The organism is Caballeronia sp. LZ003 (genome assembly GCF_031451465.1).
Lineage (GTDB): Bacteria > Pseudomonadota > Gammaproteobacteria > Burkholderiales > Burkholderiaceae > Caballeronia.
Map to the genome: position 1 here is coordinate 324,359 of NZ_JARUXJ010000004.1, position 26,053 is coordinate 350,411.

Sequence of the window (26,053 nt, forward strand, 5' to 3'; positions counted from 1 at the left end):
GCTGCGGCTTCGCCCGCCGGGCGTCCCGATGCAAGCGGAAACCCTATCTCCTTCGGGAACAAGGCTTGCGAATGGCCCGAAAGGCTAAAAGCAATCTTCCCCAAGGAGTCCCCTCAAATGGCAACAAAGAAGCAACCCACGAATAGCACCGCGCGTCCGCCTTCGCAGAGCCCGAACGCCGCGACCAACAAGAAGATCGAATCGCTCGAAGCCTTCCGCAGCGATGCAACGAATCAAGCCCTGACCACGAACCAGGGTGTAAAAGTCTCCGATAACCAGAACACGCTGCGCGTTGGAGCGCGCGGTCCGTCGCTGCTCGAAGACTTCATCATGCGTGAAAAAATCACGCACTTCGACCACGAGCGTATTCCGGAGCGCATTGTTCATGCGCGCGGTTCGGCGGCGCATGGCGTGTTCAAGGTCTACGAGTCGCAAGCCGAATTGACCAAGGCCGGTTTCCTGCAAAACCCGTCGAAAGAGACGCCGGTCTACGTGCGCTTCTCCACCGTGCAAGGCTCGCGCGGTTCCGCCGATACCGTGCGCGACGTGCGCGGCTTCGCGGTCAAGTTCTACACCGACGAAGGCAACTTCGATATGGTCGGCAACAACATGCCCGTGTTCTTCATCCAGGACGCGATCAAGTTTCCCGACTTCGTGCACGCCGTCAAACCGGAGCCGCATAACGAGATTCCGCAAGGCGCGTCGGCGCATGACACCTTCTGGGATTTCGTCTCGCTCGTGCCCGAGTCGGCGCATATGGTGATGTGGGCGATGTCCGACCGCGCCATTCCCAAGAGTCTGCGCACCATGGAAGGCTTCGGCATTCACACGTTCCGTTTCGTGAACGCGGAAGGCAAGGGGCGCTTCGTCAAGTTCCACTGGCGGCCGACCATCGGTTCGGCTTCGCTCCTGTGGGACGAGGCGCAGAAGATCGCGGGTAAGGATGCCGATTACCATCGCCGCGATTTGTGGGAAGCCATCGACAAGGGCAACTATCCCGAGTGGGAACTGGGCGTGCAGATTGTCGAGGAAGAGGACGAGCACAAGTTCGACTTCGATCTGCTCGATCCGACCAAGATCATTCCCGAGGAACTCGTGCCGCTCAAGATGATCGGCAAGATGACGCTCAACCGCAATCCCGACAACTTCTTCGCGGAAACCGAGCAGGTCGCGTTCTGTCCGGGACATATCGTGCCGGGCATCGACTTCACGAACGACCCGCTCCTGCAAGGACGTCTTTTCTCCTACACCGATACGCAGATCAGCCGTCTGGGCGGCCCGAACTTCCACGAGTTGCCGATCAACCGCCCGATCGCGCCGCTGCATAACGGTCAACGCGACGCGATGCATCGCCAGACCATCGACAAGGGTCAGGCTTCCTACGAGCCGAATTCCATCGATGGCGGCTGGCCGAAGGAAACGGCGCCGGCAGCATCGGGCGGCGGCTTCGAAACCTACACGGAACGCGTGGACGGCGAGAAGATTCGCGTGCGCAGCCCGTCGTTTGCCGACCATTTCTCGCAAGCAACGCTCTTCTGGAACAGCCAGACGCAGCCAGAGAAGGATCACATCGTCGGCGCGTATTCATTCGAGTTGAGCAAGGTAGAGCGCAAGTTCATTCGCGAACGCGAACTTGCTCTGCTTGCGAACATCGACGAGGTATTGGCCGCGCGCGTCGCGGAAAATCTCGGCATGCCCGCGCCCAAGAAAAACGCGAGCCCGGAGCAACTCGGCAAGTCGTCGGTGACGGAATCGCCGGCGCTGTCGATCATCGCCAAGGCCGTGCCGTCGATCAAGACGCGCAAGGTCGCGATTCTTGCCGCGAAGGGCGCGGATGCCGCGAGCATCAAGGCCGTCAAGGAAGCGCTTGCGGCGGGCGGCGCGCAAGCGCTCGTGATCTCGCCGACGCTCGGGTTCCCTGCCGAAGGTATCGAAGCGGACGCCACCATCCTCGGCATGCCGTCCATCATGTTCGACGGAATGATCATCGCGGACGGCAAGGCAAGCGCGAAGACGCTGTCCGAATCCGGCGACGCGCGTCACTTCGTGCTCGAATCGTTCAAGCATCTGAAGGCGATCGGCGCGATTGGCGACGGCGAGGATGTGCTTGCCGCATCGCATCTGCCTGGCGGCGATGAAGGCGTGGTCGTCGGCAGCGACGCGAAGACCGTCCTCAAGACCTTCATCGAAGCACTGGGCAAGCATCGCGTGTGGTCGCGCGCGCAGAAGGCGGAGTCGGTGCCCGCATAATCGCCCGGCAGCACGCGTTTCGCGCCGTGCAACGCAGGGCGCGTGCGTGGGCGCGCCGGCGATAGGCGCGCCGGCGCGTTTTTGAGACACTGGCCGCACCGCTCGATTTCGGGGGTGCGGCTTGTTTCATTCTGCGATTCGTCGAGCTGACGGAACACGGCGACAGCGTTCGCGCCGTTTGCTGTGGACGCTTTGTGTGCTGCTCGGCTGTTGGCTCGGCAATGCCTTCGCGGCGCCGCCACTGATCGTCGGCGCGGTGCCGGGCATGGTTCCGCCGCTCGAACTGGCCGTGTCTGGCGCGCCATCCGATTCGTCGGCGTTGCGCGGCATTTCGGTCGATGTTCTGAACGCCATTTCCGAGCCGCTCGGGATGACGCCGCAATGGCGCCTGTATCCGGATCGTCCCGCGATGCTGGCCGCGCTCGAACGCGGCGAGATCGACATGGCGACGAGTTCGGCGGGCTTCGATGCCGGTGCGCCGCTCGAACTGAGCCATTCGTATTTTCCCGTGAAGCCGGTGTATTTCGCGCCGCTCGCGGCACATACGCCGACGCATCGGCTCGCTTATGTCGACACGCAGATGGACCCCGCGCGGTTGCATGCGGCGTATCCGTCCTTGCAGCCGGAGGCGTATCCGGATGTGCTCGCCGCCGCGCTGGCCGTCTCGCTCGGCCGTGCCGACGGCTTCGTCGGCGACGTGACGACCGCCGTGTATGTCATCAGTCATCTGGACTTGCCGAACATCGGCGCGCGCGGTTTCACTCCGTTCGATGCAGACGGCTATCGCTTTGCTTTCGCAGCCAACCGGCCGGCCGCGCGCGCATTGCGTGAGCGTGTCGATGCCGCGCTGGCGCAGTTGCCGCCGAATTTCCTGCTGACGATGAACGCGCGCTGGTACGTTTCGATGACCGCGGTGACGCTGGATCGTCCGCTCGACTTGACACCCGAGCAGCGCGCGTGGATCAAGGCGCATCCAGTCGTGCATTACTCGATGCTTTCGCAAATTCCGCCGCTCATGTTCCGCAATTCGCACGGCGAACCTGCGGGTCTCGCCGCCGACCTGCTCGATGTAATCTCGCGGGGAACGGGCTTGCGCTTCGAGGCGCGTATGCGCGGTTCTTTGTCTCAGATTGCCGCGGACCTGACGAGCGGCAAGTCCATGTTCACGCCCTACGGCGTTTCCCCCGCATGGCAACCGGTGCCGCTCACGGCGTCCGTGCCGTTCGGCGAGAGCCTGGTCGGCATCGTCACGCGTGCGGGTCAGGCGCCCCTGCGCGATGAGACCGCGCTCGCGAACAAGCGGGTGGCGCTCCCGGCCGGGATTTCGGCCCTGGCGTTGAAGCGTGAATTCGTGCGGCATCTGCGCATCGTCGAGATGCCGTCATTCGACGCGCAGTTCAGCGCGGTCGTGAACGGCGATGCCGACGCGGCTTTGGTCGATCTGACGCTCGCCAATTACGCGGTCGCCAATCCTTACCGCGGCAAGCTCGTGGTGAGCGGCGTGCTTTCCGGCAAACCGCTCGAGCAAGGCTTTTTCGTCTTGCGCAATGAGCCGATCTTGCTCGGCATCATCAACGACGCGATTGGCCATCTTCGCGCTTATCAACTCGAAGCGCTGCGCGGGCGCTGGCGGCTTGGCGATCATCCTGAGACGTTATGGGAGCGCCGCCGTCCGCAAGTCGAGGTAGGCGCGCTGCTTGGCGGTGCGCTTGTTTTCGCGCTGATCGGCTGGGCGGTGTCACTGCGCACACAGATCGTGCGCCGGATTGCCGCCGAACAGGCAATGCGCGCGGCGAAGGAGGAAGCCGAAACGGCGAACCGCGCCAAGTCGACGTTCCTCGCCACCATGAGCCACGAAATCCGCACGCCGATGAACGCGGTACTCGGCCTCATCGAACTGGAACTGCGCGCGCCCGGCGAGCGCGCCGCGACCGAACGCGCGCTCGGCACGGCGCATCGCGCGGCGGCGGATTTGCTCGGCATGATCGACGATCTGCTCGACGTCGCGAAAATCGAAGCCGAGCGGCTGGTCCTCACGCCCGCGCCGCTCGAACTCGAAACGTGGATGACGAGCGTGGCCGCGATATACGAGCCCGCCGCGCGCGCCAAGGGCATCGCGTTGATCGTGCGCCGCGCGGATTCGGGCGAAGTCTGGTTGCTTGCCGACGGGCAGCGTTTGCGGCAAGTCGTCGGCAATCTGCTATCGAACGCGATCAAGTTCACGGATATCGGGGCGGTGACGCTCGACTACCGTGTAGACGCGCCACAGGCCGGCACGCGGGCGCTGACATTCGCGGTCGCGGACACGGGCGTGGGCATCGCGCCCGAGCGGCAAGGCGCGCTTTTCACGCCGTTCGTGCAGGCACACGATGGCGGCGCGCGCCGCTATTCGGGCACGGGCCTTGGCCTCACCATCTGCAAGCGGCTCGTCACGATGATGGGCGGCGAGATCACGCTCGAAAGCGAGCCGGGACGCGGCACACGCTTTACGGTCTGCGTGAGCTTGCCGGAGGCGTCGGCGTCCGAAGCGGGACGCGCGCCGGAGCACGCATCGGTGGCTCCGACCGGTGCGACGCTCGCGGGCTTGCGGGTACTCGTCGTCGACGATCATCCGGCGAACCGGATCGTGCTCGAAGGGCAGATCAGGCTGCTCGGCGGCGCGCCGCAATTGGCCGTCGATGGCCGCAGCGCGCTCGTCCGCTATCGCGGCGATCCATCCGCGTTCGATGTGATCCTCACCGATTGCTCGATGCCCGAAATGAGCGGCGAGGAACTCGCGCAGGCAATCCGCGGGGACGAAGGCGCGCGCGTGCAAAAGGCGCGGCCGTTGCCTGTCGTCGGCCTCACGGCGAACGCGCAACCGGAGGCGGCGCAACGCGCGGTCGCGGCAGGCATGACGATGTGCCTCGTGAAGCCCATCTCGCTCGACGGCCTGCGCGATGCGCTCGTCGCGGCGACCGAAGGTGTAGCGCGGCGAAGCGGGCCGGTGCGGGAGAAAGCGGCAGAAGTCTTCGACAGCGCGCTTGTCGCGAGTTACGGCGATCAGGCCGCGACGCTCGCCGGCACCCTCAAATCCGCGCATGCGCAAGACCTCATCGACGCAGAAACCGCGTTCGATGCTTGCGACCACGCGTTCTTGCGCGACATCGCGCATCGCATGAAAGGGGCGGCGTCGCTGGTCGGCGCCGTGCGCTTCACCGATGCATGCGTCGCCTTGCAGCACGTATGCGATCGCGCCATCGACGAAGACCGCAACGGCGAGGACGACGCCAGCATCGCGGTCGCTTACGGCTCCTTTCATGCCGAGGCGCTTGCGCTCGGCCGCGCGCTCGACGCCGCGCTTGCGTCTTCGAGTGCGGCGAGTGCGGCGCAGACCTTGCCGCACGCATCCACGGATCGGCGCGCGGACTTTTGAGCCACAGCGCGATGCACGCCTCTGGTGTGTTCTAATGCGATTGTTCAATATCTCAAAAATAAGCGGCGTCGCATTGGCCGCATGATGAATTGCACTTCCGAGGCATGGATCGAAGGGATATACCCATCTTCAAGCGACGCTTCGCGCGTCACGCTTATGCGACCGCTGCCGCTCGTCCCGCGCGCGCGGCGTTTGGCGCGCTCCTGATCACGCTCAATGGCGCGCTCATGGTGTGGCCTGCAGGCTCGCGGGCGCAGCGTCCCGATTGGCTCGATCCGCATGTCACGCAGTCGACCATCGTCGAGACGATCTGCGTGCCGGGTTATGTCGATCGCGTGCTGCCGTCGTTCGAGACGCAGATGCGCCAGAAAGAAAAACTGCTCAAGCAACGTGGCATCGATGCTTCGTTCGCATCCGAATATGCGCTGGATCATCGCATGCCCGTATTGCTCGGCGGCTTGCCCAATGCGCCCGCGAATCTCGATCTGCGCCGCTGGGAAGGCCGTGCCGGACAGCGCCGCAAGGAGCGGCTCGCGGTCTATCTCAAACGCTGTGTCTGCACCGGCGACATGACGCTGAAGGATGCGCAGTCGACCATGTCCGGCGACTGGCCGAACCGCTATCCGAATTTGTCCAGCATGACGTGCGGCGCGTTCTCGGGCCCATCGACGGAATGAACTTTGCTGCGCCAGATGCAACGAACGAAGCCGGTGCGCGTCTTTGCGTGCATCGGTTCTTGAATGTTCGGGGCTGGGCGATCGATATGGATCGCCAGGCTTGAGTCTGGTCAGGCAAGGCGGATTAATCAATGCATCTGGCAGGGAAAAGAGAAACAGCATTTGGCGCGAGAGCAATCGTCGTTGGAGTGGCTGCCGCGCTTGTGGCGTATGCGGGGGCGGTCGGTGCGCAGCAGGCGCGCCTTGCGCCAGAGTCCGCTTCGGCATCTTCTTCGAATGGAAGTGCGCCGTCGGGTTTGCAGCGAAGCACATCGCCTGCGAACGTGCTCCAGGGGCACGTTACGTCGACGCCCGCATCGCCGCCGTTGATTCCAGGCGCAAGCGTGCCATTGAGTACAAGCGCGCCCGAACGCGCATTGCCCGGCATGCCGGTGCCGATGAAGCCGCAAGTTGCTTCGGGAGCTTCGGAGGCGTCGACGGCCTCTGCTGCATCGGCTGCATCGACCGTGGAACCGGCATCGGCCGCGAGTGCCGCATCGGAGGCCGAGGCGCCCGAAGTCCCGCTGCCGGCCGAACCGCCCGAGCCCAACTTGGCGCAACGCCATGGCCTGCCGCCCGCCGGAGCCTTCGCCATGCGACAGACTTTCGCGAAAGAGGTGGACCGGCGTCTCAGCGTTTCCCAAGCGGATCAGCAGGCCTACGGTCGCGTGTTGCAGCATGCGCTCGATGAAAGCGGACATGGCGATCTCGCCAATGAGTTCGTCGTGCTGGTCGATCGCAGCGCGAACGTGCAGGCGCTCATGCTTTTCTTCCGCGCGAAGCCGGCCGATGCCTGGTCGCTGATCGGCGCATCGCCGGTATCGACGGGACGGCCGGGCACTTACGATCACTTCGTCACGCCGCTCGGCGTGTTTCAGCACGTGCCGGGCAACATGGATTTTCGCGCGGAAGGCACGCTCAACGAGTTCAAGATTCGAGGATACGGCGCGCGCGACATGCGCATCTACGACTTCGGCTGGGCCGATGGCGAGCGCGGCTGGGGCAAGGGCGGCATCTCGCCGATGCGCTTCCAGATGCACGCCACCGATCCGCAGAAACTCGAACCGCTTCTCGGCATGCGCCATTCGAAAGGCTGCGTGCGCATACCGTCGACGCTCAATACTTTCTTCGATCATCGCGGCATCCTCGACGCGCAATATGAAGCCCGTGCCGCCGAAGGTCAGTCGATGTGGATACTCAAGTCCACGCGTAACGCGACGTCCTGGGCGGGTCACTTTCTGGTCGTCGTCGATACGGCGAGAAAGGCGCGTCCGGCATGGTCGCCGGGTCCGGGGAAGGCGGTGCGTGCGAATATCCCGGCGGGCGCCGATACGGCCGATTGACGGCTATTTCGCCCGCGCCAGCAACACGCCCACGAGCGCCGCCCCGAACCCCGCGATCTGCGCCGGCCCGAGCGTTTCGCCAAACGCCAGATAGCCTTCGATCGCGGCAAGCGGCGGTGCGAGAAACAGCAGCGCGGTGGCACGCGAGGCATCGCCACGGCGGACCATCCACACGAAAAGCGTGGTCGCGGCACCCGAGAGCATCACGATGCCCCATCCAAGCGAAACCCAAGTCGTCGCCGAAGCAATGAAGCGATGTTCCCCGAGCGCGAAAATCAGCAGTAACGCGACGAGCGCGGCGCCCGCATTCTGCAGCGCGCTCGCGCTGCGGATATCGGCGCGTGCCAGCGAGCTCTTCTGATACAGCGTGCCCGCGGTAATCGCCAGGACGGCGAGCAGCGCCGCCATGACGACGAGCCATGAAGGCGCGGCTCCGTGTGTCGATGACGCATGACCCGTCATCACCTTCGGCGCAAGCACGAGCGCCACGCCAGTGAGCCCCAGCACGAGCCCGCTCCATGCACGCGGCGACAGACGTTCGCCGAAGAAGCGCGCGGCAAACGCAGCGGTCAGAAGCGGTTGCAACGCGCCGAGCAGCGCCATGATGCCCGCAGTCAGCCCCTGTGCGACGGCCCAATAACCCGCGCCCAGATAAACGCCTTGCAGCAGCGCGCCTGCAAGCAGATGCCGTAGAACATCGGCGCCTTTCGGCCAGCTTGCCCGGCTTGCGAGCGCCACGACGACAAACAGCAACGCCGTGCCGCAGAAGCGCGCGAACAGGTACACGTTCGGATCGACGTAAGGGGTAATCGCGCGCGCGACGATAAAGCCTGTCGACCAGAGTAGGACGAAGACCGGTGCGGCCAGCAAGGAGAGCATCGTCAATCAGGCGTTTGGCGGAAAGGCCGAAGTATGCGGATGTGCATGCACCGCGTCTTGTCCAATCCTGCACCGCTTACGGCATTCACGTGTCTGTCACACGGCTCTGCAATGCTTCGACACCAGCGCAGCACCCGAGCCGCGTCACCTTATCTCACCGGATCAATCACGAAATGACTCGCGACCTTCGCCTCGCACGCACGATGCTGCCGGCCATCGCCGCCTTGATGGCGTTTGCAACCTCGCCGGCACACGCAGCCGATGCCGTCGTCCTCTACACGGCGGACGGCCTCGAAAATCTCTACAAGGACGTGCTCCCGGCTTTCGAGAAGAAGGAAGGCGTCAAGGTCAATATCGTCACGGCGGGCAGTGGCGAAGTGGTGAACCGCGCGAGCGTCGAGAAAGATTCGCCCAAGGCGGACGTGCTCGTGACCTTGCCGCCGTTCATCCAGCAAGCATCGCAGAGCGGCCTGCTGCAGCCGTACCAGAGTGTGAACTACAAGAACGTGCCGGCTATCGCCAAGGCGAACGACGGCGCGTGGGCCACCTTCGTCAACAACTACTTTTCTTTCGCCATCAATCCGGAAGTCACGAAGAGCGCGCCGAAGACCTTCGCCGATCTCTTGCATCCGAACTACTCGGGCAGGATCGCATATTCGAATCCGGCGACGGCGGGCGACGGCATGGCGGTCATCATCCTGACGTCGGCCCTGATGGGCGAAGACAAAGCGTTCGATTATCTGAAGTCGCTCGAACGAAGCGCGAAGTTCCATACCAAGGGCACGGGTTATCTCGATGTGCTGCTCTCGCGTAACGAGATCGCCTTCGCCAATGGCGACCTGCAAATGGATCTCGACGATGCCGCGAACGGCGGTCTGTCCATCAAGCCGCTTTTCCTGTCGCATCAGAACGGCGACGCGCCCACCACGTTCCAGTTGCCCTACGCAATCGGTCTCATCAAGAGCGGGCCGAATCAGGCAGCGGGCAAGAAGCTGATCGACTATCTGATGTCCGCGGAAGTGCAGTCGAAAGTGCCGGACATCTACGGCATTCCGGCGCGCACCGATGTCGCGCTCGGCGGCAAGAACGGCGAAGCGGTGAAGCAGGCAATTGCCGGCGTGAAGCTGATTCCGGTGGACTGGAACGAAGTCATGCAGAAGAAGGCTGGCTGGACCGAGCGCTGGAAGAATGAAGTGATCGGCCAGTCGGGCAAGGAGACCGAGGTCGTGAAGCCGAAGTCCTGACGTGAATACGTTTGCTCTGAGCTCGTCCGGAAATGCGCTCGCTCATGAACACGAAGCGCGATCCGGCGTGCATATCGAAGGACTCACGGTGCGCTTCGGCGCGCGCACCGTGCTCGATCAACTATCGCTGCACATCGAACGTGGCGAGTTCCTGACGGTACTCGGCAGAAGCGGCTGCGGCAAGACCACGCTGTTGCGCTTCATCGCCGGATTCATTCAGCCCGATGCCTTCGCGGGCGCGCTTTTTATCGCGGGCCGCGAACTCACGCACGTGCCGCCGCATCAACGTAATCTCGGCTTGCTATTCCAGAGCTATGCGCTCTTTCCGCATCTTTCCGTATTCGATAACGTCGCCTTCGGCCTGCGCGCGCGCAAGCTGAAGACGGGCGAAATCGCGCGCCGCGTCGCCGATGCGCTCAAACTCGTGCAACTCGCCGATGCCGGCCACGTCATGCCCGCGCAACTCTCGGGCGGTATGCAGCAGCGTGTGGCGCTTGCCCGCGCGCTCGTCATCGAGCCGGATGTGCTCTTGCTCGACGAACCGCTTTCGGCGCTCGATGCCAACCTCCGCGCGTCCGTGCGCAGCGAGCTGAAGGCGTTGCACGAGCGCTTGCCGAATCTGACTATCGTTTGTGTGACGCACGATCAGGACGATGCGCTCGTGCTGTCCGACCGCACGCTTCTTATGCGCGATGGCCGTATCGCGCAACTCGGTTCGCCGCGCGAGTTGTACGACGCGCCGAACGACGGCTTCGTCGCGCGCTATCTCGGTGCCGCGAATCTGCTGCCGCCGCGCGTGGTGTATCCCGTCGGCGACGCGCGCCACGACGAACGCGAGCGGCTTGCGTGCATTCGGCCGGAGCGCTTCTCCATCGTGCCGCTCGGCGATGGGCCGTTGCACGGCACGATTGCATCGGTCGAATGGTATGGCGCGTCGCTCTCGATTTCCGTCGCGCTCGATGCGTGGCCCAACGAGCCCGTACTGGTTTCGACGCAGCGCGGCCACACGCGCATGCCGGAAAAGGGCGCGCGCGTTTCCCTGACCTTCGAGGCTGACGATGTCGTCCTTGTCCATCCCTGAAGAGGCCGCCGGGCGAGCGCAGGACGGCCAGGCGACAATCGCCGCGCGGCGCGGCAAGAAGGGGCAATGGCAGTTGTGGTTCATCCTCGTGTTCGTGCTGGGGCCGCTCGTCGTCTATCCGCTCTCGCGCCTTGCCATGTTGAGCGTGACCGGGCCGCACGGCTTCACGCTACACGCCTACACCGCGTTCTTCGGCAATCCGGAGACGCGCGGCGTGATCGGCACGACGCTCGGCATCCTCTTCGCAAGCGCAAGTCTCGCGTCATTGCTTGGCGTCGCGCTCGCGTCGATGCTGTTCTTCCGGCCGTTTCCCGGCGCGAAGCTCGTCACGCGTTTCCTCGAGTTGTTCGTGGCGTTCCCTTCGTTCCTCGTGGCATTCACGCTGATTTTTCTTTATGGCTCGCAGGGGTCGGTGAGCATCGGCTTGCAACGGCTTTTTTCGCTCGATACCCCGCCGCTCGATTTCCTCTTCGGCATCGGCGGCGTAATTCTCGCGGAGGTCGTGTTCTATGCGCCGTTCGTGGTGCGCCCGACGCTCGCTTCATACGCCATGCTCGACATGCGTCTCGTCGAGGCCGCGAAAAGTCTCGGCGCGGGCGGCTGGATGGTCGCGACCAAGGTCGTGTTGCCGCTTGCGTGGCCGGGAATCGCGGCGGGCACTATCTTGTGCTTCCTCCTGACGCTCAACGAGTTCGGCATTCTGCTCGTTTTGGGCAGCGCACATCTCATCACCTTGCCAATTGCCATTTACAGCGCGGCGACCGTCGATCTCGACTTGCCGACCGCAGCGGCGGGATCGGTCGTGATGTTGCTGATGTCGCTCTCGCTCTATGCGCTTTATCGACGCTTGCAAAGACGCTGACATGCAACTTTCGACCTCGTTCAAACCTGGAAAGCCAGTCTCGCTGATGCGCGCGCTCGTTGCGTTCCTGGCGGCGCTCGTGTGCTTCTGGCTCTTCGTGTTGCCGGTGGTCGTGGTGGCGTTGTCGAGCGTCGCGTCGCACTGGTCGGGCACGATCTTCCCCGATGGCTTCAGCACGCGCTGGTTCGGGCGCCTCGGCTCCAGCGATTTCGACGCGCTGACGACAAGCCTTTGTGTCGGCTTCGGCGTCGCGATCCTCGGCACCGCGCTGGGATTGTGGCTTGCGTTGGCGCTGGAGGGCCGTGACCGGCGCGGCCTGGGCGCATTCGTCGATGCCATTGCAATGATGCCGAACGGCGTACCGAGCGTGGTATTGGGCCTTGCGGTACTGATTGCGTATCACAAGCGTCCGCTGGACCTGTCCGGCTCGGCGGCGATCGTCGTCATGGTGCAACTCGCGCTGGTCTTGCCATTTTGTTACCGCTGCGCGGCGGCTGCATTGCGACCGGAATTGACGACCTTGCGCGAGGCCGCCGCGAGCCTTGGCGCGCCGCCGCGCATGGTGTTGTGGCGCGTGGTGTTACCGCAACTCGTCCCGGCGATAAGAGCGAGCCTGGCGTTGGGATTCGCGCTATCGCTCGGCGAATTGGGCGCGACATTGACGGTGTATCCGCCGGGCTTCGCGACCGTGCCGATAGTCGTGGTGGGGCAAGTGAATCGAGGGTATTACTTGCCGGCATCGGCGCTATCGCTGATATTGCTGGCGGCGTCGCTGGCGGCGCTGTTGTTGATAGCGGTCCGCGCACCAAGACGAATTGATAAATGAAAACGCTACGGAAGCCGAAGCAAAGCCCAATGAAGAACTTGCCGAGCGCATCCAACGGCCGCGCGTCGCACTAAGCCGGAAGCACCAAGCGTTACACCAGTCAGACAATCTGCGAGACCAGCGAGTCCCATGAGCGCCAGGAACGGCGATTGAGCAAGGCCGACACTTAGGCGCGTGCCGGCGTAGAACTCAGTCCTGACCACGCGCCCGATCAGCGGGCAGGATGAAGGCTGCTTTCCTCGGTGACTTTCATTGCAGCAATAGAGGAAGCTACACCCCCGCCGGGGAGGCGGCTACTGAACCAGACTGCAAGAGGAGATAGCAAATTCCCCGTCGCAGGGACGGCGGCGACTGATGGAAACCGCAAGCCAAGAAAGCAAAATTCCCCGAACCGGCAAGATCAACCGCCCACGGAAAATCAGGCGTCAGCGACCCACCGCATGTCATACCAAAAAAAATAAAACTGGCGTAACCTGCACCTTCAGGCCACGACCGCAACCCGCGCGAACAGGGAGCCAGGCAAGCCGCAGGCCAAAAAGCACTGAACTCCCACCACGCTTTCGCTGTCGTTGCATATGTTGCAAATACCGGAGGTTTCGATGACATCCGTCGATCTGGAATTCGACCAGCTCAACAGCAGTGTCGATGCGCTACGGCGCTCCATCTCGAATCGCCTGATGTACGGCGTCGGCAAGGACGCGGTTACCGCGCAGCCGCGCGACTGGCTCAATGCCGTGGAGCTCGCCGTGCGCGACCGCCTCGTCGCACGCTGGATGCGCACCACACGGCAACAATACGAACAGGACGTGAAGCGCGTCTATTACTTGTCGATGGAATTTCTCATCGGCAGAACCTTCACCAACGCGCTGCTTGCCCTCGGCATTCATGACGAAGTCCGCGAAGCGTTATCGGGCCTCGGCATCGATCTCGCCTCGCTCGAAGACCTCGAACCGGATGCCGCGCTTGGCAACGGCGGCCTTGGCCGGCTCGCAGCCTGTTTCCTCGATTCGATGGCGACGGTCGGCGTGCCCGGTTTCGGCTACGGCATTCGCTACGAGTACGGGATGTTCCGGCAGACCATCGTCGATGGCAATCAGGTCGAAATGCCCGATTACTGGCTGCGCGCGGGCAACCCGTGGGAGTTTCCGCGCCCCGAGGTGACGTACACGGTGCACTTCGGCGGGCGCACGGTGCAGCACGACGATCGTACCGACTGGATCGATACCGAGCACGTCAACGCGATGGCCTACGACACGGTCATTCCCGGCTACGCCACCACCGCGACGAATACGCTGCGCCTGTGGTCGGCGCGCGCCACCGACGAGTTCGATCTCTCCGCGTTCAATCAGGGCGACTATCGGCGCGCGGTCGAAGCGAAGAACACGTCGGAGCACGTCTCGCGCTTGCTGTATCCGGATGACTCGACGCAAGCCGGCCGCGAATTGCGTCTGCGTCAGGAATATTTCTTCGTCTCCGCGACGATGCAGGATCTGATCCGCCGCTATCAGCGCACGCATACGCATTTCGGGCGTCTCGCGGAAAAGGTCGCGGTGCATCTGAACGACACGCACCCCGTGCTCGCCATCCCCGAACTCATGCGCCTGCTCGTGGACCGTCACGGCGTGCCGTGGGACAAGGCGTGGAAGCTGATTCAGCAGATGTTCTCCTACACGAATCACACGTTGATGCCCGAAGCGCTCGAAACGTGGGATGTCGAAATGTTGTCGCGTCTGTTGCCGCGGCATCTGGAGATCATCTTCGAGATCAACGCGCAGTTTCTGAAGCAAGTGACCGAGAAGTTCGGCCGCGACGTGGAACTGATCCGCCGCATTTCGCTCGTCGATGAATACGGCCAGCGGCGCGTGCGGATGGCGCATCTGGCGATCGTCGCGAGTCACAAGGTGAATGGCGTCTCGAAGCTGCACTCGCAACTGATGACGCAGAACATTTTCGCCGACTTCGCGCGCATGTACCCGGAGCGCTTCACCAATGTGACGAACGGCATTACGCCGCGTCGCTGGCTCGCGCAAGCGAGTCCGTCGCTGTCATCGCTCATCGACAAGCGGCTTGGACCGCGCTGGCGCAGCGACTTGTTCGAACTCGGCCGGCTGCGCGAATGGCGCGACGACCCCGAGTTCCAGAAGGCGTTTCAGGACGCGAAGTTCGCCAACAAGCTGCGCCTCGTCGAGCGCGCCAAACGCGAAGCCAACGCGATCATCAATCCCGAAGCGCTGTTCGACTTGCAGGTGAAGCGCATCCACGAATACAAGCGGCAGTTGCTCAACATCTTGTATACGATCGTGCGCTACAACCGTATTCGCGAGAATCCCGAGCAGGACTGGACGCCGCGTGTGGTCATGTTCGCGGGCAAGGCGGCTTCGGCCTACAAGATGGCGAAGAGCATCATCAAGCTCATCAACGATGTCGCGAAGAAGATCAACGCGGACCCGCTCGTCGGCGACAGGCTCAAGGTAGGCTTCGTCCCGAACTACGGCGTGAGCGTGGCGGAGCTCATCATTCCCGCCGCGAACTTATCGCAGCAGATTTCGATGGCTGGCACCGAGGCATCGGGCACCGGCAACATGAAGCTTGCGTTGAACGGCGCGCTGACCATCGGCACGCTGGATGGTGCGAACATCGAAATTTGCGACGCGGTGGGCCGCGAAAACATCTTCATCTTCGGCAACACGACCGACGAGATCGAAACGCTGCGGGCGGCGGGCTACAGGCCACGGCAAATCTACGAGGACAATCCGGAGCTCAAGGTGGCGCTGGACCAGATTCGCCTCGGACACTTCTCGCCGGAAGAGCCGCACCGTTTCTACGACATCTTTCATACGCTCGTGGATTGGGGCGATCACTACATGGTGCTCGCGGACTTCGACAGCTTCGACAAGACGCAAACCGAGGTCGATCTCAAGTACCGAGACAAGGAAGCGTGGACGAAGAGCGCGATCGAGAACGTCGCCGGAATGGGGATATTTTCATCAGACCGGACCATCGCGGAATATGCCCGCGATATCTGGCACGTCGAGCCGCTGAATCTGACTTGACGATGGCTTGAACTGAAGTAAGTGCCGCGCGCGGGTACGTCCCGCGCGTGTTCTTTAGTAGCGGCGTCAGGCTTGCGGCTTTGCGGCCGCTGTCTGCGCATGTTTCGCGACCGCGTCGCCGACCAGCGCGGCCACGCGATCCGCAAATTCCTCGTCTTTCGTGATGATGACTTCGCGCTCGCCTTCGGGCGTTGCGACCATCAATTGATAGATCACGTCCTGCGTGATCCACGACAGATAGCCGACCACGGCCACCATGATGCCGAGTACGAGCGCCGGCCCCGAACCCGTTGCGATGCCCACGCCGATTCCCGCGAGCCCGATCAGCGCAAGGATGATCGGCAGCGGCTTCTTGCGCGATATCTTCACGACCCGCGCGGCGCGCAGATCGCGCAGCGGAATCAACTGGCCCGAGGCCGACAGGCCGACGCGCGAGAGCGTGACGCCGCGTTCGTTGAACGGTGTATCCATATGCAATTGAGATCGAAAATTGACGGCAGCTAAACCGGGCAGATTACCAGACCGCGCGCCGCGATGACACGCATCGCATTGACGAAACGCATGTGGACGCTTGCGTATCGGACATTTCCGATATATGATTCGTTTTAAGACGATGCGGCGAAGCTTCCGCCGTCGGACGAACGAGCAACGAAATGGACATCGACGCAATTCACAAGGCCCTTGCCAACCCGCTTCGCCGCGAGATTCTCGAGTGGCTGAAGACGCCGGAGCTGCACTTTCCCGAACAGGAATTGCCGCACCTGCATGGCGTGTGCGCGGGGCAAATCGATGGGCGCTGCGGCATGTCGCAGTCCACCGTTTCGGCGCATCTCTCGACCTTGCAAAAAGCCGGGCTCGTCACCACGAAGCGCGTGGGGCAATGGGTGTTCTTCAAGCGCGACGAAACGGTCATACAGGCGTTTCGCGATTCCATCGGGAATCTCTGAGCGCGGCAGCCCTTTCCACGGCGAACCTTCTTTACATTTATTCAGGATACCTTACATCTATGCCGACTCTTTTCGATCCGCTCAAAGTAGGCGCGTTGACGCTCAAGAACCGCATCATCATGGCGCCGCTCACGCGGCAACGTGCAGGCGTGGAACGCGTGCCTAACGCGTTGATGGCGCAGTATTACGCCGACCGCGCATCGGCTGGTCTCATCTTGAGCGAAGCCACCTCGGTCACGCCGCAAGGCTTGGGCTACGCGGATACCCCCGGCATCTGGTCGGACGAACAAGTCGAAGGCTGGAAGCTCGTGACGCACGCCGTGCACGAAGCGGGCGGCAAGATCTTCCTGCAACTGTGGCACGTCGGCCGTATTTCGGACCCTATCTTCCTGAACGGCGAACTGCCGGTTGCGCCGAGCGCGATTGCAGCAAGCGGACACGTGAGCCTCGTGCGCCCGCAGCGTCCGTTCGTGACGCCGCGCGCACTGGAACTCGATGAAATCGAAGGCGTGGTCGCGGCTTATCGCAAGGGCGCGGAAAACGCGAAGCGCGCGGGCTTCGACGGCGTGGAAGTGCATGGCGCGAACGGCTACCTGCTCGACCAGTTCCTGCAGGACAGCACCAACAAGCGTACCGACGAATACGGCGGCGCAATCGAAAACCGCGCGCGTCTCATGCTCGAAGTGGTCGATCAATGTATCGACGTATGGGGCGCGGATCGCGTGGGCGTGCATCTGGCGCCGCGCGCCGATTCGCACAGCATGGGCGACAGCGACCGCGCCGCGACTTTCGGTTACGTCGCGCGCGAACTCGGCAAGCGCAACGTGGCGTTCATCGCCGCGCGCGAGTCGGAAGGCGCCGACAGTCTCGGGCCGCAACTGAAGAAGGCGTTCGGCGGCGTGTATATCGCCAACGAAGGCTTCACCAAGCAAAGCGCGGAAGCGGCAATCGAGCGCGGCGACGCCGATGCGGTCGCGTGGGGCAAGCCGTTCATCGCGAATGCGGATCTCGTGCGACGCTTCGAACTCGACGCGCCGCTCAACGCGCCGGACACCTCGACGTTCTATTCGGCAGGCGCGACGGGCTATACGGATTATCCGTTGCTCGAAACCACCGAGTAAGTTGCAACGCGTCGGACAGAACGCAGCAAGCATTTCGGTTCCATGAAAACAGCGGCTTCGGCCGCTGTTTTTTTTCGTCCGCACGATCGGCCGGGGACGGTTCGAATCGACTCGTGCAACGGCCGCAACGAGCAGGAGGGGCCTCCGAAACTATCGTTTTTTAGTTCAACTGCGTGGCGAAAATAGTGCATTGCTAGGCATCAGACAGCCGTGTTGAAGCCTCTTTTTTCGCCGTGACGCATGCGCCAATTCTCTGTGCGTCATCCGTTTGCAGATCGCGATTCGTGCCCATGAACCGTTCGATGCAACTCGATTTTCTCTCGCAAGCACTCGCCCGTATTGCGGCAACGGGGAGCGCATCGTTGCAGGTCATTCGTTTTCCTTCATTCCTTCCTTGCCCAAGAAGCATGTAACGGTCGCGGGGCTGATCCCCGAGAGGAGTGCACATGTCCTGGTTCACAGCAACGCTGCACAGCTATCCCGAGATAGCCATCTTTCTTTCGCTGGGTATCGGTTATTGGTTCGGCGGCAAGAGCTTCAAGGGCTTCAGCCTCGGCGCGGTAACGTCTACCTTGCTGGCCGCCATCGCGATCGGGCAGCTCGGCATCACCATTTCGCCGAACGTCAAATCCGTCTTCTTCCTGATGTTCCTGTTCGCGGTCGGTTACGGCGTGGGTCCGCAGTTCGTGCGCGGCATCGCCAAGGACGGCTTGCCGCAGGCCATCTTCTCCGTCATTCAGTCCGTGCTGTGCCTCGCCTTTCCGTATCTTGCGGCGAAACTGGCCGGATACGACGTCGGTTCGGCGGCGGGACTTTTCGCGGGATCGCAGACCATCTCCGCTTCGATGGGCCTCGCTACCGACGCCATCAACCGGCTCGGCTTGGCGCCGAACGACGCCAAGGTGTTGCTCGACGCGATGCCGACCGCCTACGCCGTCACGTACATCTACGGCACGATCGGTTCGGCGATGATCCTTGCGCTGCTCGGGCCGAAGCTGCTCAACATCGACCTCGTGGCAGCCTGCCAGCAGTACGAGAAAGAGATGGGCGGCAGCGGCGAATTGGGCGGCGCGGGCAGCGGCTGGCATCAGTTCGCGCTTCGCGCGTATCGCATTGGCGAAGAGGGGCGTGTGGTCGGCATGAAGGTCGGCGAAGCGGAGGCGCTCGAACCTGCAGGCGTGCGGCTTTTCATCGAACGAATCCGGCGTGGCGGGACGATTCAAGAAGCCAAGGTCGACGACGTCCTGCTAGCGGGCGATGTCGTCGCCGTCGTCGGACGACGCGAGCATCTCGTGAATCTGCTGGGCGGCGTGGCGACCGAAGTGGACGATGCCGAACTGCTCGCCGTGCCGGTGGAAGGCGTCGATGTCTACGTAACGAGCAAGGCCGTCGACGGCAAGACGCTGGAGGAACTCTCGCAGCTGCCCGGCGCGCGCGGCGTGTTCCTGCGCAAGATCAAGCGCGGCGCGACCGAAACGGCCATCCCCGTGTTGCCGAGCACCAAGCTGCATCGCGGCGACACCATCACGCTCGTCGGCCGCACGCAGGATACGTCGGCCGTGGCGAAAGCGGTCGGCGTGATCGACCGTCCGACCGATGCCGCCGACATGGCCTTCGTCGGGCTCGCGATCACGCTGGGCGCGCTGATCGGCGCAGTCGTGATCCGCTTCGGCGCGATTCCCATCACGTTGTCCACGGCGGGCGGCGCGCTGATCGCGGGCATCGTGTTCGGCTGGCTGCGCGCGATCCATCCGACCTTCGGCCGCATTCCGGGGCCCACCATCTGGTTCATGAATTCGGTCGGGCTGAATGTGTTCATCGCGGTGGTCGGCATCTCGGCGGGACCGGGCTTCGTCGCGGGTCTGCAGAAGCTCGGCGTGAGCCTCTTTCTGTGGGGCATCTTCGCGTCGTCGGTGCCGCTCATCATCGGCATGTATATCGCCAAGTACGTGTTCAAGTTTCACCCGGCGCTGTTGCTCGGCATCTGCGCGGGCGCGCGCACGACCACGGCGGCGCTCGGCATGCTTTGCGATGCCGCGAAGAGCCAGGTGCCGGGTCTTGGTTATACGGTGACTTATGCCGTCGGCAATACGCTGCTCACGATCTGGGGCATGGTGATCGTGATGTTGCTGACATGATGCCCGAGCCTTTCGTGCTTCCGTTGTTCAACTCTACGTATCTTTTGCCAGTGGGGGTGTCGGATGTCCAAATCCTCTAAGTCGGGTTCCGACGATCAGGCCGCAATGGCGGCGCTCAGTCCGTTCGAACTAAAGGACGAACTCATCAAGGCGGCCGGCGGCGGCGCGGTCGAGCGTCCCGCCAATTTGTCGATGCTCAACGCGGGTCGCGGCAATCCGAACTTTCTCGCGACGATTCCGCGTCACGGTTTCTGGCAACTGGGCCTCTTCGCCATGCGCGAATCCGAGCGCTCGTTCGCCTATATGCCCGAAGGCGTGGGTGGCTTTCCGAAGCACGAAGGCCTTGAAGAACGCTTCGAGATCTTCGCGCGCGACCACAAGGGAACGCCCGGCATCAGCTTTCTGGTGGGCGCGGTGTCTTACGTGCGCGACCAGCTCGGACTGAACGCAGCCGACTTTCTCTACGAGATGTGCGAAGGCATTCTCGCTTCGAACTATCCCGTGCCCGACCGCATGCTGAAACTGTCGGAGGTCATCGTCGGGCAGTATCTGCGGCGCGAGATGATCGGCAAGCACCCGTTCGTCGGCGACTTCGACATCTTCGCGGTCGAAGGCGGCACGGCGGCGATGACCTATATCTTCAACACGATGCGCGAGAACTTCCTGATCAAGGAAGGCGACACGATCGCGCTCGGCACGCCGATCTTCACGCCGTACATCGAGATCCCGCGCCTGAACGATTACAAGCTCAACGTCGTGAATCTCGAGGCCACGGTTGAAAACGGCTGGCAATACTCGAAGCAGGAACTCGACAAGCTGCGCGACCCGAAGGTGAAGGCGTTCTTCCTCGTCAACCCGAGCAATCCGCCATCGGTAAAGATGGATGCCGAGAGTCTCGAATATATCGCGGAGATCGTTAAGGAACGGCCAGACCTGATTCTCCTGACCGACGATGTCTACGGCACCTTTGCGGACGACTTCGTCTCCCTCTTTGCGCTGTGTCCGAAAAACACGATCCTCGTATATTCCTATTCGAAATATTTTGGCGCGACGGGTTGGCGGCTCGGGACCATCGCGACGCATCGGCATAATATTTTCGACGATCAGCTCGCCGCGCTGCCGAAAGACCAGCGAGCCATCCTGCATGAACGCTACGAATCCATCACGACGGAGCCGGACAAGCTGAAGTTCATCGACCGGCTGGTGGCCGACAGCCGCACGGTCGCGCTGAATCACACGGCGGGGCTATCCACGCCGCAGCAAGTGCAGATGGTGCTGTTCTCGCTCTTCTCGCTGATGGACACGCCCGACGCCTACAAGAGCGCGCTCAAACGGTTGATTCGCAATCGCAAACGCGCGTTGTATCGGGAAATCGGCATCGCGCTCGAAGACGAGGACGAAAATCAGGTCGATTACTACGCGATCCTCGACCTCGAATACATGGGCGAGAAGTCGCACGGCCGCGAGTTCGTCGATTGGGTGCTCAAGAACACCAAGCCTTCGGACTTGCTCTTCCAGCTGGCGAGGGAAGCGCGCGTCGTGTTGCTGCCAGGACGCGGCTTCGGCACGCAGCATCCTTCGGGACGCGTGTCGCTTGCGAATCTCAACGAGAGCGACTACATGCAGATTGGCCGCGCCATCCGCAAGCTGATGGACTCGTATGTCGAGCGCTTCAACAAGGAGACGGGCAAGAAGAGCAAGTAGGCGCACGCATGATGCGACAAGGGCCGCTCGTTCGACCGAGCGGCCCTTTTTTGCGCCTTGTTTTACCGTAACGGGCAGCGCTTAGAACTTGTGACGCACGCCCAGGCGGAACGCGAGCTGGTTGTTCGAACCCGTGCCCGACGTACCGAAGTAGCTCGTCGACGAACCGATCTGCGCCTGATTCTCGACGCCGCGATTCGAACCCGAAGCACGCTGATAGATGCCGAGCGCGTACACGTCCGTGCGCTTGCTCAACGCGTAGTCGAAGCTCGCATCGATCTGATGCCAGTGACCTTCCACGCCATCGGTCACGTCCATGTAGGTGTAGCCGAGCGCCGCCGTGATCGCGGACGTGAAGGCGTACTTGCCGCCGAAGTCGAACGCATTGAGCTTCGAACTCGCGCCGGTGATCGGTTCGAAGCGCGTGTTGGTCCAGAGGCCGAACACGGTCGCGGCGCCGAATGCATAGTTCGCGCCGATGCCGAACGTGCGCAGGTCCTTCGTGCCGCCAGTCGCGAGGTTCGCGAGCGCCGTGCTGAACGCGGGCGTCGCCGCGCCCGGATAGTGGATGTCGGTATAAGCCGCGCCCACGCCGACTGGACCGGCCTTGTAATTCACACCGAAGCTGTAGGCACGCGACGAACCGGCGGTGGTCACGCCGCCCGCGGTCGTCGTCGGTGTGCCCGCAAAGGCGCCTGCCTGATTCGAGAAGCCGTACATCGCGCCGAACGTCACGCCATAAAAGCTCGCGCTGCTGAACTTAACCGAGTTGTTGATGCGGCTCGACGTGAGTTGATCGACGTCGTTGATGTGATAGCCATAGTTGCCCGCGACGGTCTGGCCGCCGATGGAGTAGGCCGAGCCGAGGTAATCGGTCGAGAACGTGTACTGACGGCCGAGCGTGACCGAGCCAATGTCGTTCTTCGCGAGACCGACATACGCCTGGCGGCCGAATTCCGCGCCGCCCTGGCCGAGCGCGCCGGTGCCGCTGTTGAAGCCGTTTTCCAACGTGAAGATGGCCTTCAGGCCGCCGCCGAGGTCTTCGGCGCCTTTCAGGCCCCATCGGCTGCCCTGGGCCACGCCGTCGTCGTACTTGAAGTTGTGATCGCTGCCGCCAGTGACGGCGCTGTGGTTCACGTAGCTGACGCCTGCGTCGATGATGCCGTACAGCGTGACGCTGCTCTGCGCATGAGCGGAAGTGGCGAAGGCGAAGGCGGCGAGGGCGGCGGTTGCCAGAAGGTTCTTCTTCAAAACGTGCTCCGGGATGAGTTCGCGGGTGTGGTGTGTGATCGTGCGTGTTCGTCGATGTCGCGCTGCGTTCTGCTGACGCTCGGTGCAACGGGCGCAAATGTAGCGGCCGCTGACTAAAGAAATATGACAGCGCTTTCGGATGGCTTGCGGTGTGTCGCGGCTGCAACAGCGCTAGCGCGGCGACGGCGTTTCATGCGTGCGTCCGCTTGCGCGAGACGCGCGGTATCCTCACGACTCCGCCCCATGACGGACAAGCGAGAAACAAATGGACGAACACGGAATCCGCGAACTGGAAGAACGCCTGAAGCAGGCGATGATGGCGTCGGACGTGACTGCGCTTGACGCGCTTCTGGCCGACGACCTGACTTTCGTCGATGCCACCGGAAAGATATGGAGCAAGGCCGATGACCTGAACGGGCATCGGCATGGCATGCAGCGCATCGACAAGCTGGAGGTGGTGGAGCAGAGCGTGCGCGTGTACGGCGCGTTTGCCGTGACCGTCACGCGCGTCGCGCTTGCCGGGACATTCGGCGGCGCGCCGTTCGCGGGCAGCTTGCGCTACACGCGAATGTGGGGCGAGACCGCGAACGGTTGGCGCATCGTCGCGGCGCAGTGCGGGCTCATTCCGTTCTGACGTTCAAGACTCAGGCGGACAACAGCGACCCCGTGCGATAAGCCTTCGCTCCCGCGATGCGTGCCACTTCCAGCCCGGCGGTCGCAAAGCGCGTGATATGCCGCGCGTACAAAACGCCGGAGGTCGTGCACTTGAGCGTGGTGATGGTATCGGCGAGCGGGTCGATCACATCGGCGATGGCCGAGCCCGCCTCGATGAACGCGCCCACTTGCGCACGGAACACGAGAATGCCGCTCGCAGGCGCGACGATCGGCTCCGCGCCCGCGAGCGGCGTGGCCGGATACGCGAGCGGCGGCAGCGGCACTTGCGGCGCATCGATCACGCCGCGATGAATCAGATAATTAACGATGCCCTGCGCGTCCTTATCGCCGAGTTCATGTGAGACGTCGTGCTGGCTGCGCAACTCGACCGTCACCGAGATGCCGCCGTTCGGAATAGGGAAACGCTCGCCGAAACGCGTACGCAAGTCGGACCAGCAGAAGCTGTGGATTTCGTCGAACGGGTTGCCGACCGAATTCAGCGCGAGCAGGGACGCCTTTGCATCGAGATAGCGCGCGAGCGGTTCGACATCGGCCCAGATATCCGGGTTCGTGTAGAGATGCAGCGCGGCGTCGAGATCGCAGTGCAGGTCGAGCACGACATCGGCGTCGTACGAGAGCTTTTGCAGCGCTAGACGTTGCGATTCGAGTTCGGTGTGCGCCGTTTGCTCGTCGAGCGCTTCCTTCATCGCGGCGCGCACGGCGAGCAGGTTCGCCTGACTGTCGCCGGAAAGGCGCGCTTCGATGCGCGGCGCGATCAACGCGGCCAGATCGTGAAAATTGCGGTTGAAGTTGTGGCCGCTATTGGCTTCGAAACGGCCGAGCAGTTGGCCGTGCAAGATCTGATTCAGCCCGATGGGATTCGGCACCGGCACGATCACCACTTCGCCTTCGAGCTTGCCGTCGGCTTCGAAAGCGGCGAGCAGGCGGCGCAATTTCCACGCGGCGAGCATGCCGGGCAATTCGTCCGCGTGCAGCGAGGACTGAATGTAGATTTTCTGACCGCCGCCCGAGCCGTAGTGATAACTCGTGATGGTGCGGGAAGTGCCGAGCGTCGGCGAAATGAGTTGATGAGTCTTGGTTTGCATGATGTGCGCGCGCATGCGAGTGCGCGGTCTTGTCTCGAATGATGTTTATGGCGGGCCAGCGTGCACGGGCGAGATTGCCGCGTGCCATGGCGATGGCGTCTCCTGTCGACCGGAATGAGCGCTGATGGTGCTTGCCGCGCCCGGTTCCGGTTCCATGCGAGATTGCTGCCGTCGGCTTTGCCTCGGACGTTCGATCTTAGCCGAAATCCGCGCGGCGGCGCGTCGGGACGTTTGCGGAGTTGCGCGGAAGGCCAAGGCGGGCACTGAAGAGCGCACCGTTGCTGCGACAAAGCAGACTCAGCAAAAGCGACCCCTGCCAGGCGCCAAAAACAAAGCGGGCTCCGCAAAAAAACGCGGAGCCCGCTTCGTAGCCCACTCGAGCGAAGGCCGGTGTGACCGGCGCTTCGCCCGAAGGCATGACTTAGCTGCCGTACACGTCGAAGTCGAAGTACTTCTTCTCGATCTTCTTGTACGTGCCGTCCTTGATGATGTCGGCAATTGCCTTGTCGACTTGCGTCTTGAGGTCGGTGTCTTCCTTGCGCATGCCGATGCCCGCGCCTTCGCCCAGCACCTTCTTGTCGACGATATCCTTGCCCGCGAAGTCATAGCCAGCACCGCGCGGCGTCTTCAGGAAGCCGATTTCCGCCTGCACGGCGTCTTGCAGGGCGGCGTCCAGACGGCCCGAAGTCAGATCGGCGTAGACCTGATCCTGGTTCTGGTACGGCGTCACCGTCACGCCCTTCGGCGCCCAGTAGGTCTTGGCGTAGGTTTCCTGGATCGTGCCTTGTTCCACACCCACGGTCTTGCCCTTCAGGCTTTCGGCCGTCGGCAGGATGTTGCTGCCCTTCTTCGCGACGAGACGCGTCGGCGTGTTGAACAGCTTGCTCGAAAAGGCGATCTGCTCGGCGCGTTGCGGCGTCATGGACATCGACGAGAGCACGCCGTCGAACTTCTTCGCCTTGAGGGCGGGGATCATGCCGTCGAAATCGTTCTCCACCCATACGCACTTGGCCTTCAGGCGCGCGCAGATCTCGTTGCCGAGATCGATATCGAAACCGGTCAGCTTGCCATCCGAACCCTTGGATTCGAACGGGGGATAGCTTGCGTCGACGCCAAAGCGAATCGTCGAATAGTCCTTGGCGTGCGCGGTGACGGCGGTGAGCGACGTGGCGGCAAGGAGGGACATCGTCAGGGCCGCGATCAGTTTCTTCACTGTTATTACTCCAGATGGTGGTCGGTTCATCCCGGCAGGTCTCGTATCCGGGCATCCGGCGCCGTAATTGGCGACGCCGGACCTTTGGGTCTTCCGCGGATCGTGTCCGGGCAGAATCGGCAGAAGGGTACCAAGCCAAAATTGTCAGGCATCTAGTGAAAGCACCGATAGCGGCGATTTAGAACTTTCCTTCACATGATTTCGCAAGTGGTTTTGTCTGAATTCTACCGACTTCCTTGCCGATTTCTTT

Annotated in this window: 19 protein-coding genes; 14 read left to right on the forward strand and 5 right to left on the reverse strand. The window is 62.7% G+C overall.

The window, feature by feature from the left end:
• The first annotated feature begins 93 nt into the window (after positions 1-93).
• From katE to QCE79_RS25635, 4 genes are all read left to right on the forward strand, one after another.
• Entirely contained in the window at positions 94-2,250 is a 2,157-nt protein-coding gene (gene katE, locus QCE79_RS25620) for a catalase HPII (RefSeq protein WP_309850576.1), read from the forward strand.
• 196 nt (positions 2,251-2,446) lie between these two features.
• Positions 2,447-5,665, forward strand: a complete 3,219-nt coding sequence (locus QCE79_RS25625) for an ATP-binding protein (RefSeq protein ID WP_309848615.1) — start codon at positions 2,447-2,449, stop codon at positions 5,663-5,665.
• A gap of 104 nt (positions 5,666-5,769) precedes the next feature.
• Complete coding sequence (locus QCE79_RS25630; RefSeq protein WP_309848617.1) at positions 5,770-6,342, forward strand: hypothetical protein; 573 nt, start codon at positions 5,770-5,772, stop codon at positions 6,340-6,342.
• Between the two features lie 383 nt (positions 6,343-6,725).
• The gene (locus QCE79_RS25635) at positions 6,726-7,724 is read left to right on the forward strand and encodes a L,D-transpeptidase (protein WP_309848619.1); all 999 of its coding nucleotides are present in this window, start codon (positions 6,726-6,728) and stop codon (positions 7,722-7,724) included.
• Between the two features lie 3 nt (positions 7,725-7,727).
• Here QCE79_RS25635 and QCE79_RS25640 read toward each other — a convergent pair whose 3' ends face one another.
• The gene (locus QCE79_RS25640; RefSeq protein ID WP_309850580.1) at positions 7,728-8,603 is read right to left on the reverse strand and encodes a DMT family transporter; all 876 of its coding nucleotides are present in this window, start codon (positions 8,601-8,603) and stop codon (positions 7,728-7,730) included.
• 173 nt (positions 8,604-8,776) lie between these two features.
• Here QCE79_RS25640 and phnS point away from each other — a divergent pair, with 173 nt between their 5' ends.
• The 5 genes from phnS (at position 8,777) to QCE79_RS25665 (ending at position 15,669) form a co-directional block, all read left to right on the forward strand.
• On the forward strand, positions 8,777-9,847 hold the full coding sequence (gene phnS, locus QCE79_RS25645; RefSeq protein WP_250526871.1) for a 2-aminoethylphosphonate ABC transporter substrate-binding protein: 1,071 nt from the start codon (positions 8,777-8,779) through the stop codon (positions 9,845-9,847).
• A 16-nt stretch (positions 9,848-9,863) separates the two neighbouring features.
• Positions 9,864-10,928, forward strand: coding sequence for a 2-aminoethylphosphonate ABC transport system ATP-binding subunit PhnT (gene phnT, locus QCE79_RS25650; protein ID WP_250510300.1), 1,065 nt, complete (start codon positions 9,864-9,866; stop codon positions 10,926-10,928).
• A complete protein-coding gene (gene phnU, locus QCE79_RS25655; protein WP_250526870.1) occupies positions 10,906-11,790 on the forward strand; it encodes a 2-aminoethylphosphonate ABC transporter permease subunit in 885 nt (294 codons plus the stop codon). Before phnT ends, phnU begins: the two co-directional genes overlap by 23 nt.
• Positions 11,791-11,836: 46 nt before the next feature.
• Positions 11,837-12,616, forward strand: a complete 780-nt coding sequence (phnV, locus tag QCE79_RS25660) for a 2-aminoethylphosphonate ABC transport system, membrane component PhnV (RefSeq protein ID WP_309850583.1) — start codon at positions 11,837-11,839, stop codon at positions 12,614-12,616.
• A 599-nt stretch (positions 12,617-13,215) separates the two neighbouring features.
• Positions 13,216-15,669 carry a glycogen/starch/alpha-glucan phosphorylase gene (locus QCE79_RS25665; protein ID WP_244829319.1) on the forward strand — a complete coding sequence of 818 codons (2,454 nt, stop codon included), beginning with the start codon at positions 13,216-13,218 and terminating at the stop codon, positions 15,667-15,669.
• A 66-nt stretch (positions 15,670-15,735) separates the two neighbouring features.
• Here the strand turns inward: QCE79_RS25665 and QCE79_RS25670 are convergent, their stop codons facing one another.
• Positions 15,736-16,140, reverse strand: a complete 405-nt coding sequence (locus QCE79_RS25670) for a DUF6232 family protein (protein ID WP_244829320.1) — start codon at positions 16,138-16,140, stop codon at positions 15,736-15,738.
• 182 nt (positions 16,141-16,322) lie between these two features.
• Between QCE79_RS25670 and QCE79_RS25675 the strand changes: the two genes are divergently transcribed.
• The 4 genes from QCE79_RS25675 (at position 16,323) to QCE79_RS25690 (ending at position 21,579) form a co-directional block, all read left to right on the forward strand.
• Positions 16,323-16,616: a helix-turn-helix transcriptional regulator gene (locus QCE79_RS25675; RefSeq protein ID WP_244829321.1), complete on the forward strand. Its 294-nt coding sequence runs from the start codon at positions 16,323-16,325 to the stop codon at positions 16,614-16,616.
• Between the two features lie 59 nt (positions 16,617-16,675).
• Entirely contained in the window at positions 16,676-17,737 is a 1,062-nt protein-coding gene (locus QCE79_RS25680; RefSeq protein WP_244829322.1) for an alkene reductase, read from the forward strand.
• A gap of 446 nt (positions 17,738-18,183) precedes the next feature.
• Positions 18,184-19,875, forward strand: coding sequence for an aspartate-alanine antiporter (aspT, locus tag QCE79_RS25685; protein WP_250493598.1), 1,692 nt, complete (start codon positions 18,184-18,186; stop codon positions 19,873-19,875).
• 63 nt (positions 19,876-19,938) lie between these two features.
• Complete coding sequence (locus QCE79_RS25690) at positions 19,939-21,579, forward strand: bifunctional aspartate transaminase/aspartate 4-decarboxylase (RefSeq protein WP_244829324.1); 1,641 nt, start codon at positions 19,939-19,941, stop codon at positions 21,577-21,579.
• 81 nt (positions 21,580-21,660) lie between these two features.
• On the opposite strand, the gene QCE79_RS25695 is transcribed toward QCE79_RS25690, so the two are convergent.
• A complete protein-coding gene (locus QCE79_RS25695; protein WP_309848628.1) occupies positions 21,661-22,830 on the reverse strand; it encodes a porin in 1,170 nt (389 codons plus the stop codon).
• 265 nt (positions 22,831-23,095) lie between these two features.
• Here QCE79_RS25695 and QCE79_RS25700 point away from each other — a divergent pair, with 265 nt between their 5' ends.
• A complete protein-coding gene (locus QCE79_RS25700) occupies positions 23,096-23,464 on the forward strand; it encodes a nuclear transport factor 2 family protein (RefSeq protein ID WP_309848630.1) in 369 nt (122 codons plus the stop codon).
• 10 nt (positions 23,465-23,474) lie between these two features.
• On the opposite strand, the gene QCE79_RS25705 is transcribed toward QCE79_RS25700, so the two are convergent.
• Both QCE79_RS25705 and QCE79_RS25710 read right to left on the reverse strand, forming a co-directional pair.
• A complete protein-coding gene (locus QCE79_RS25705) occupies positions 23,475-24,590 on the reverse strand; it encodes a succinylglutamate desuccinylase/aspartoacylase family protein (RefSeq protein ID WP_250510217.1) in 1,116 nt (371 codons plus the stop codon).
• A gap of 421 nt (positions 24,591-25,011) precedes the next feature.
• Positions 25,012-25,803: an ABC transporter substrate-binding protein gene (locus QCE79_RS25710; protein ID WP_250467382.1), complete on the reverse strand. Its 792-nt coding sequence runs from the start codon at positions 25,801-25,803 to the stop codon at positions 25,012-25,014.
• Between the last annotated feature and the right edge of the window lie 250 nt (positions 25,804-26,053).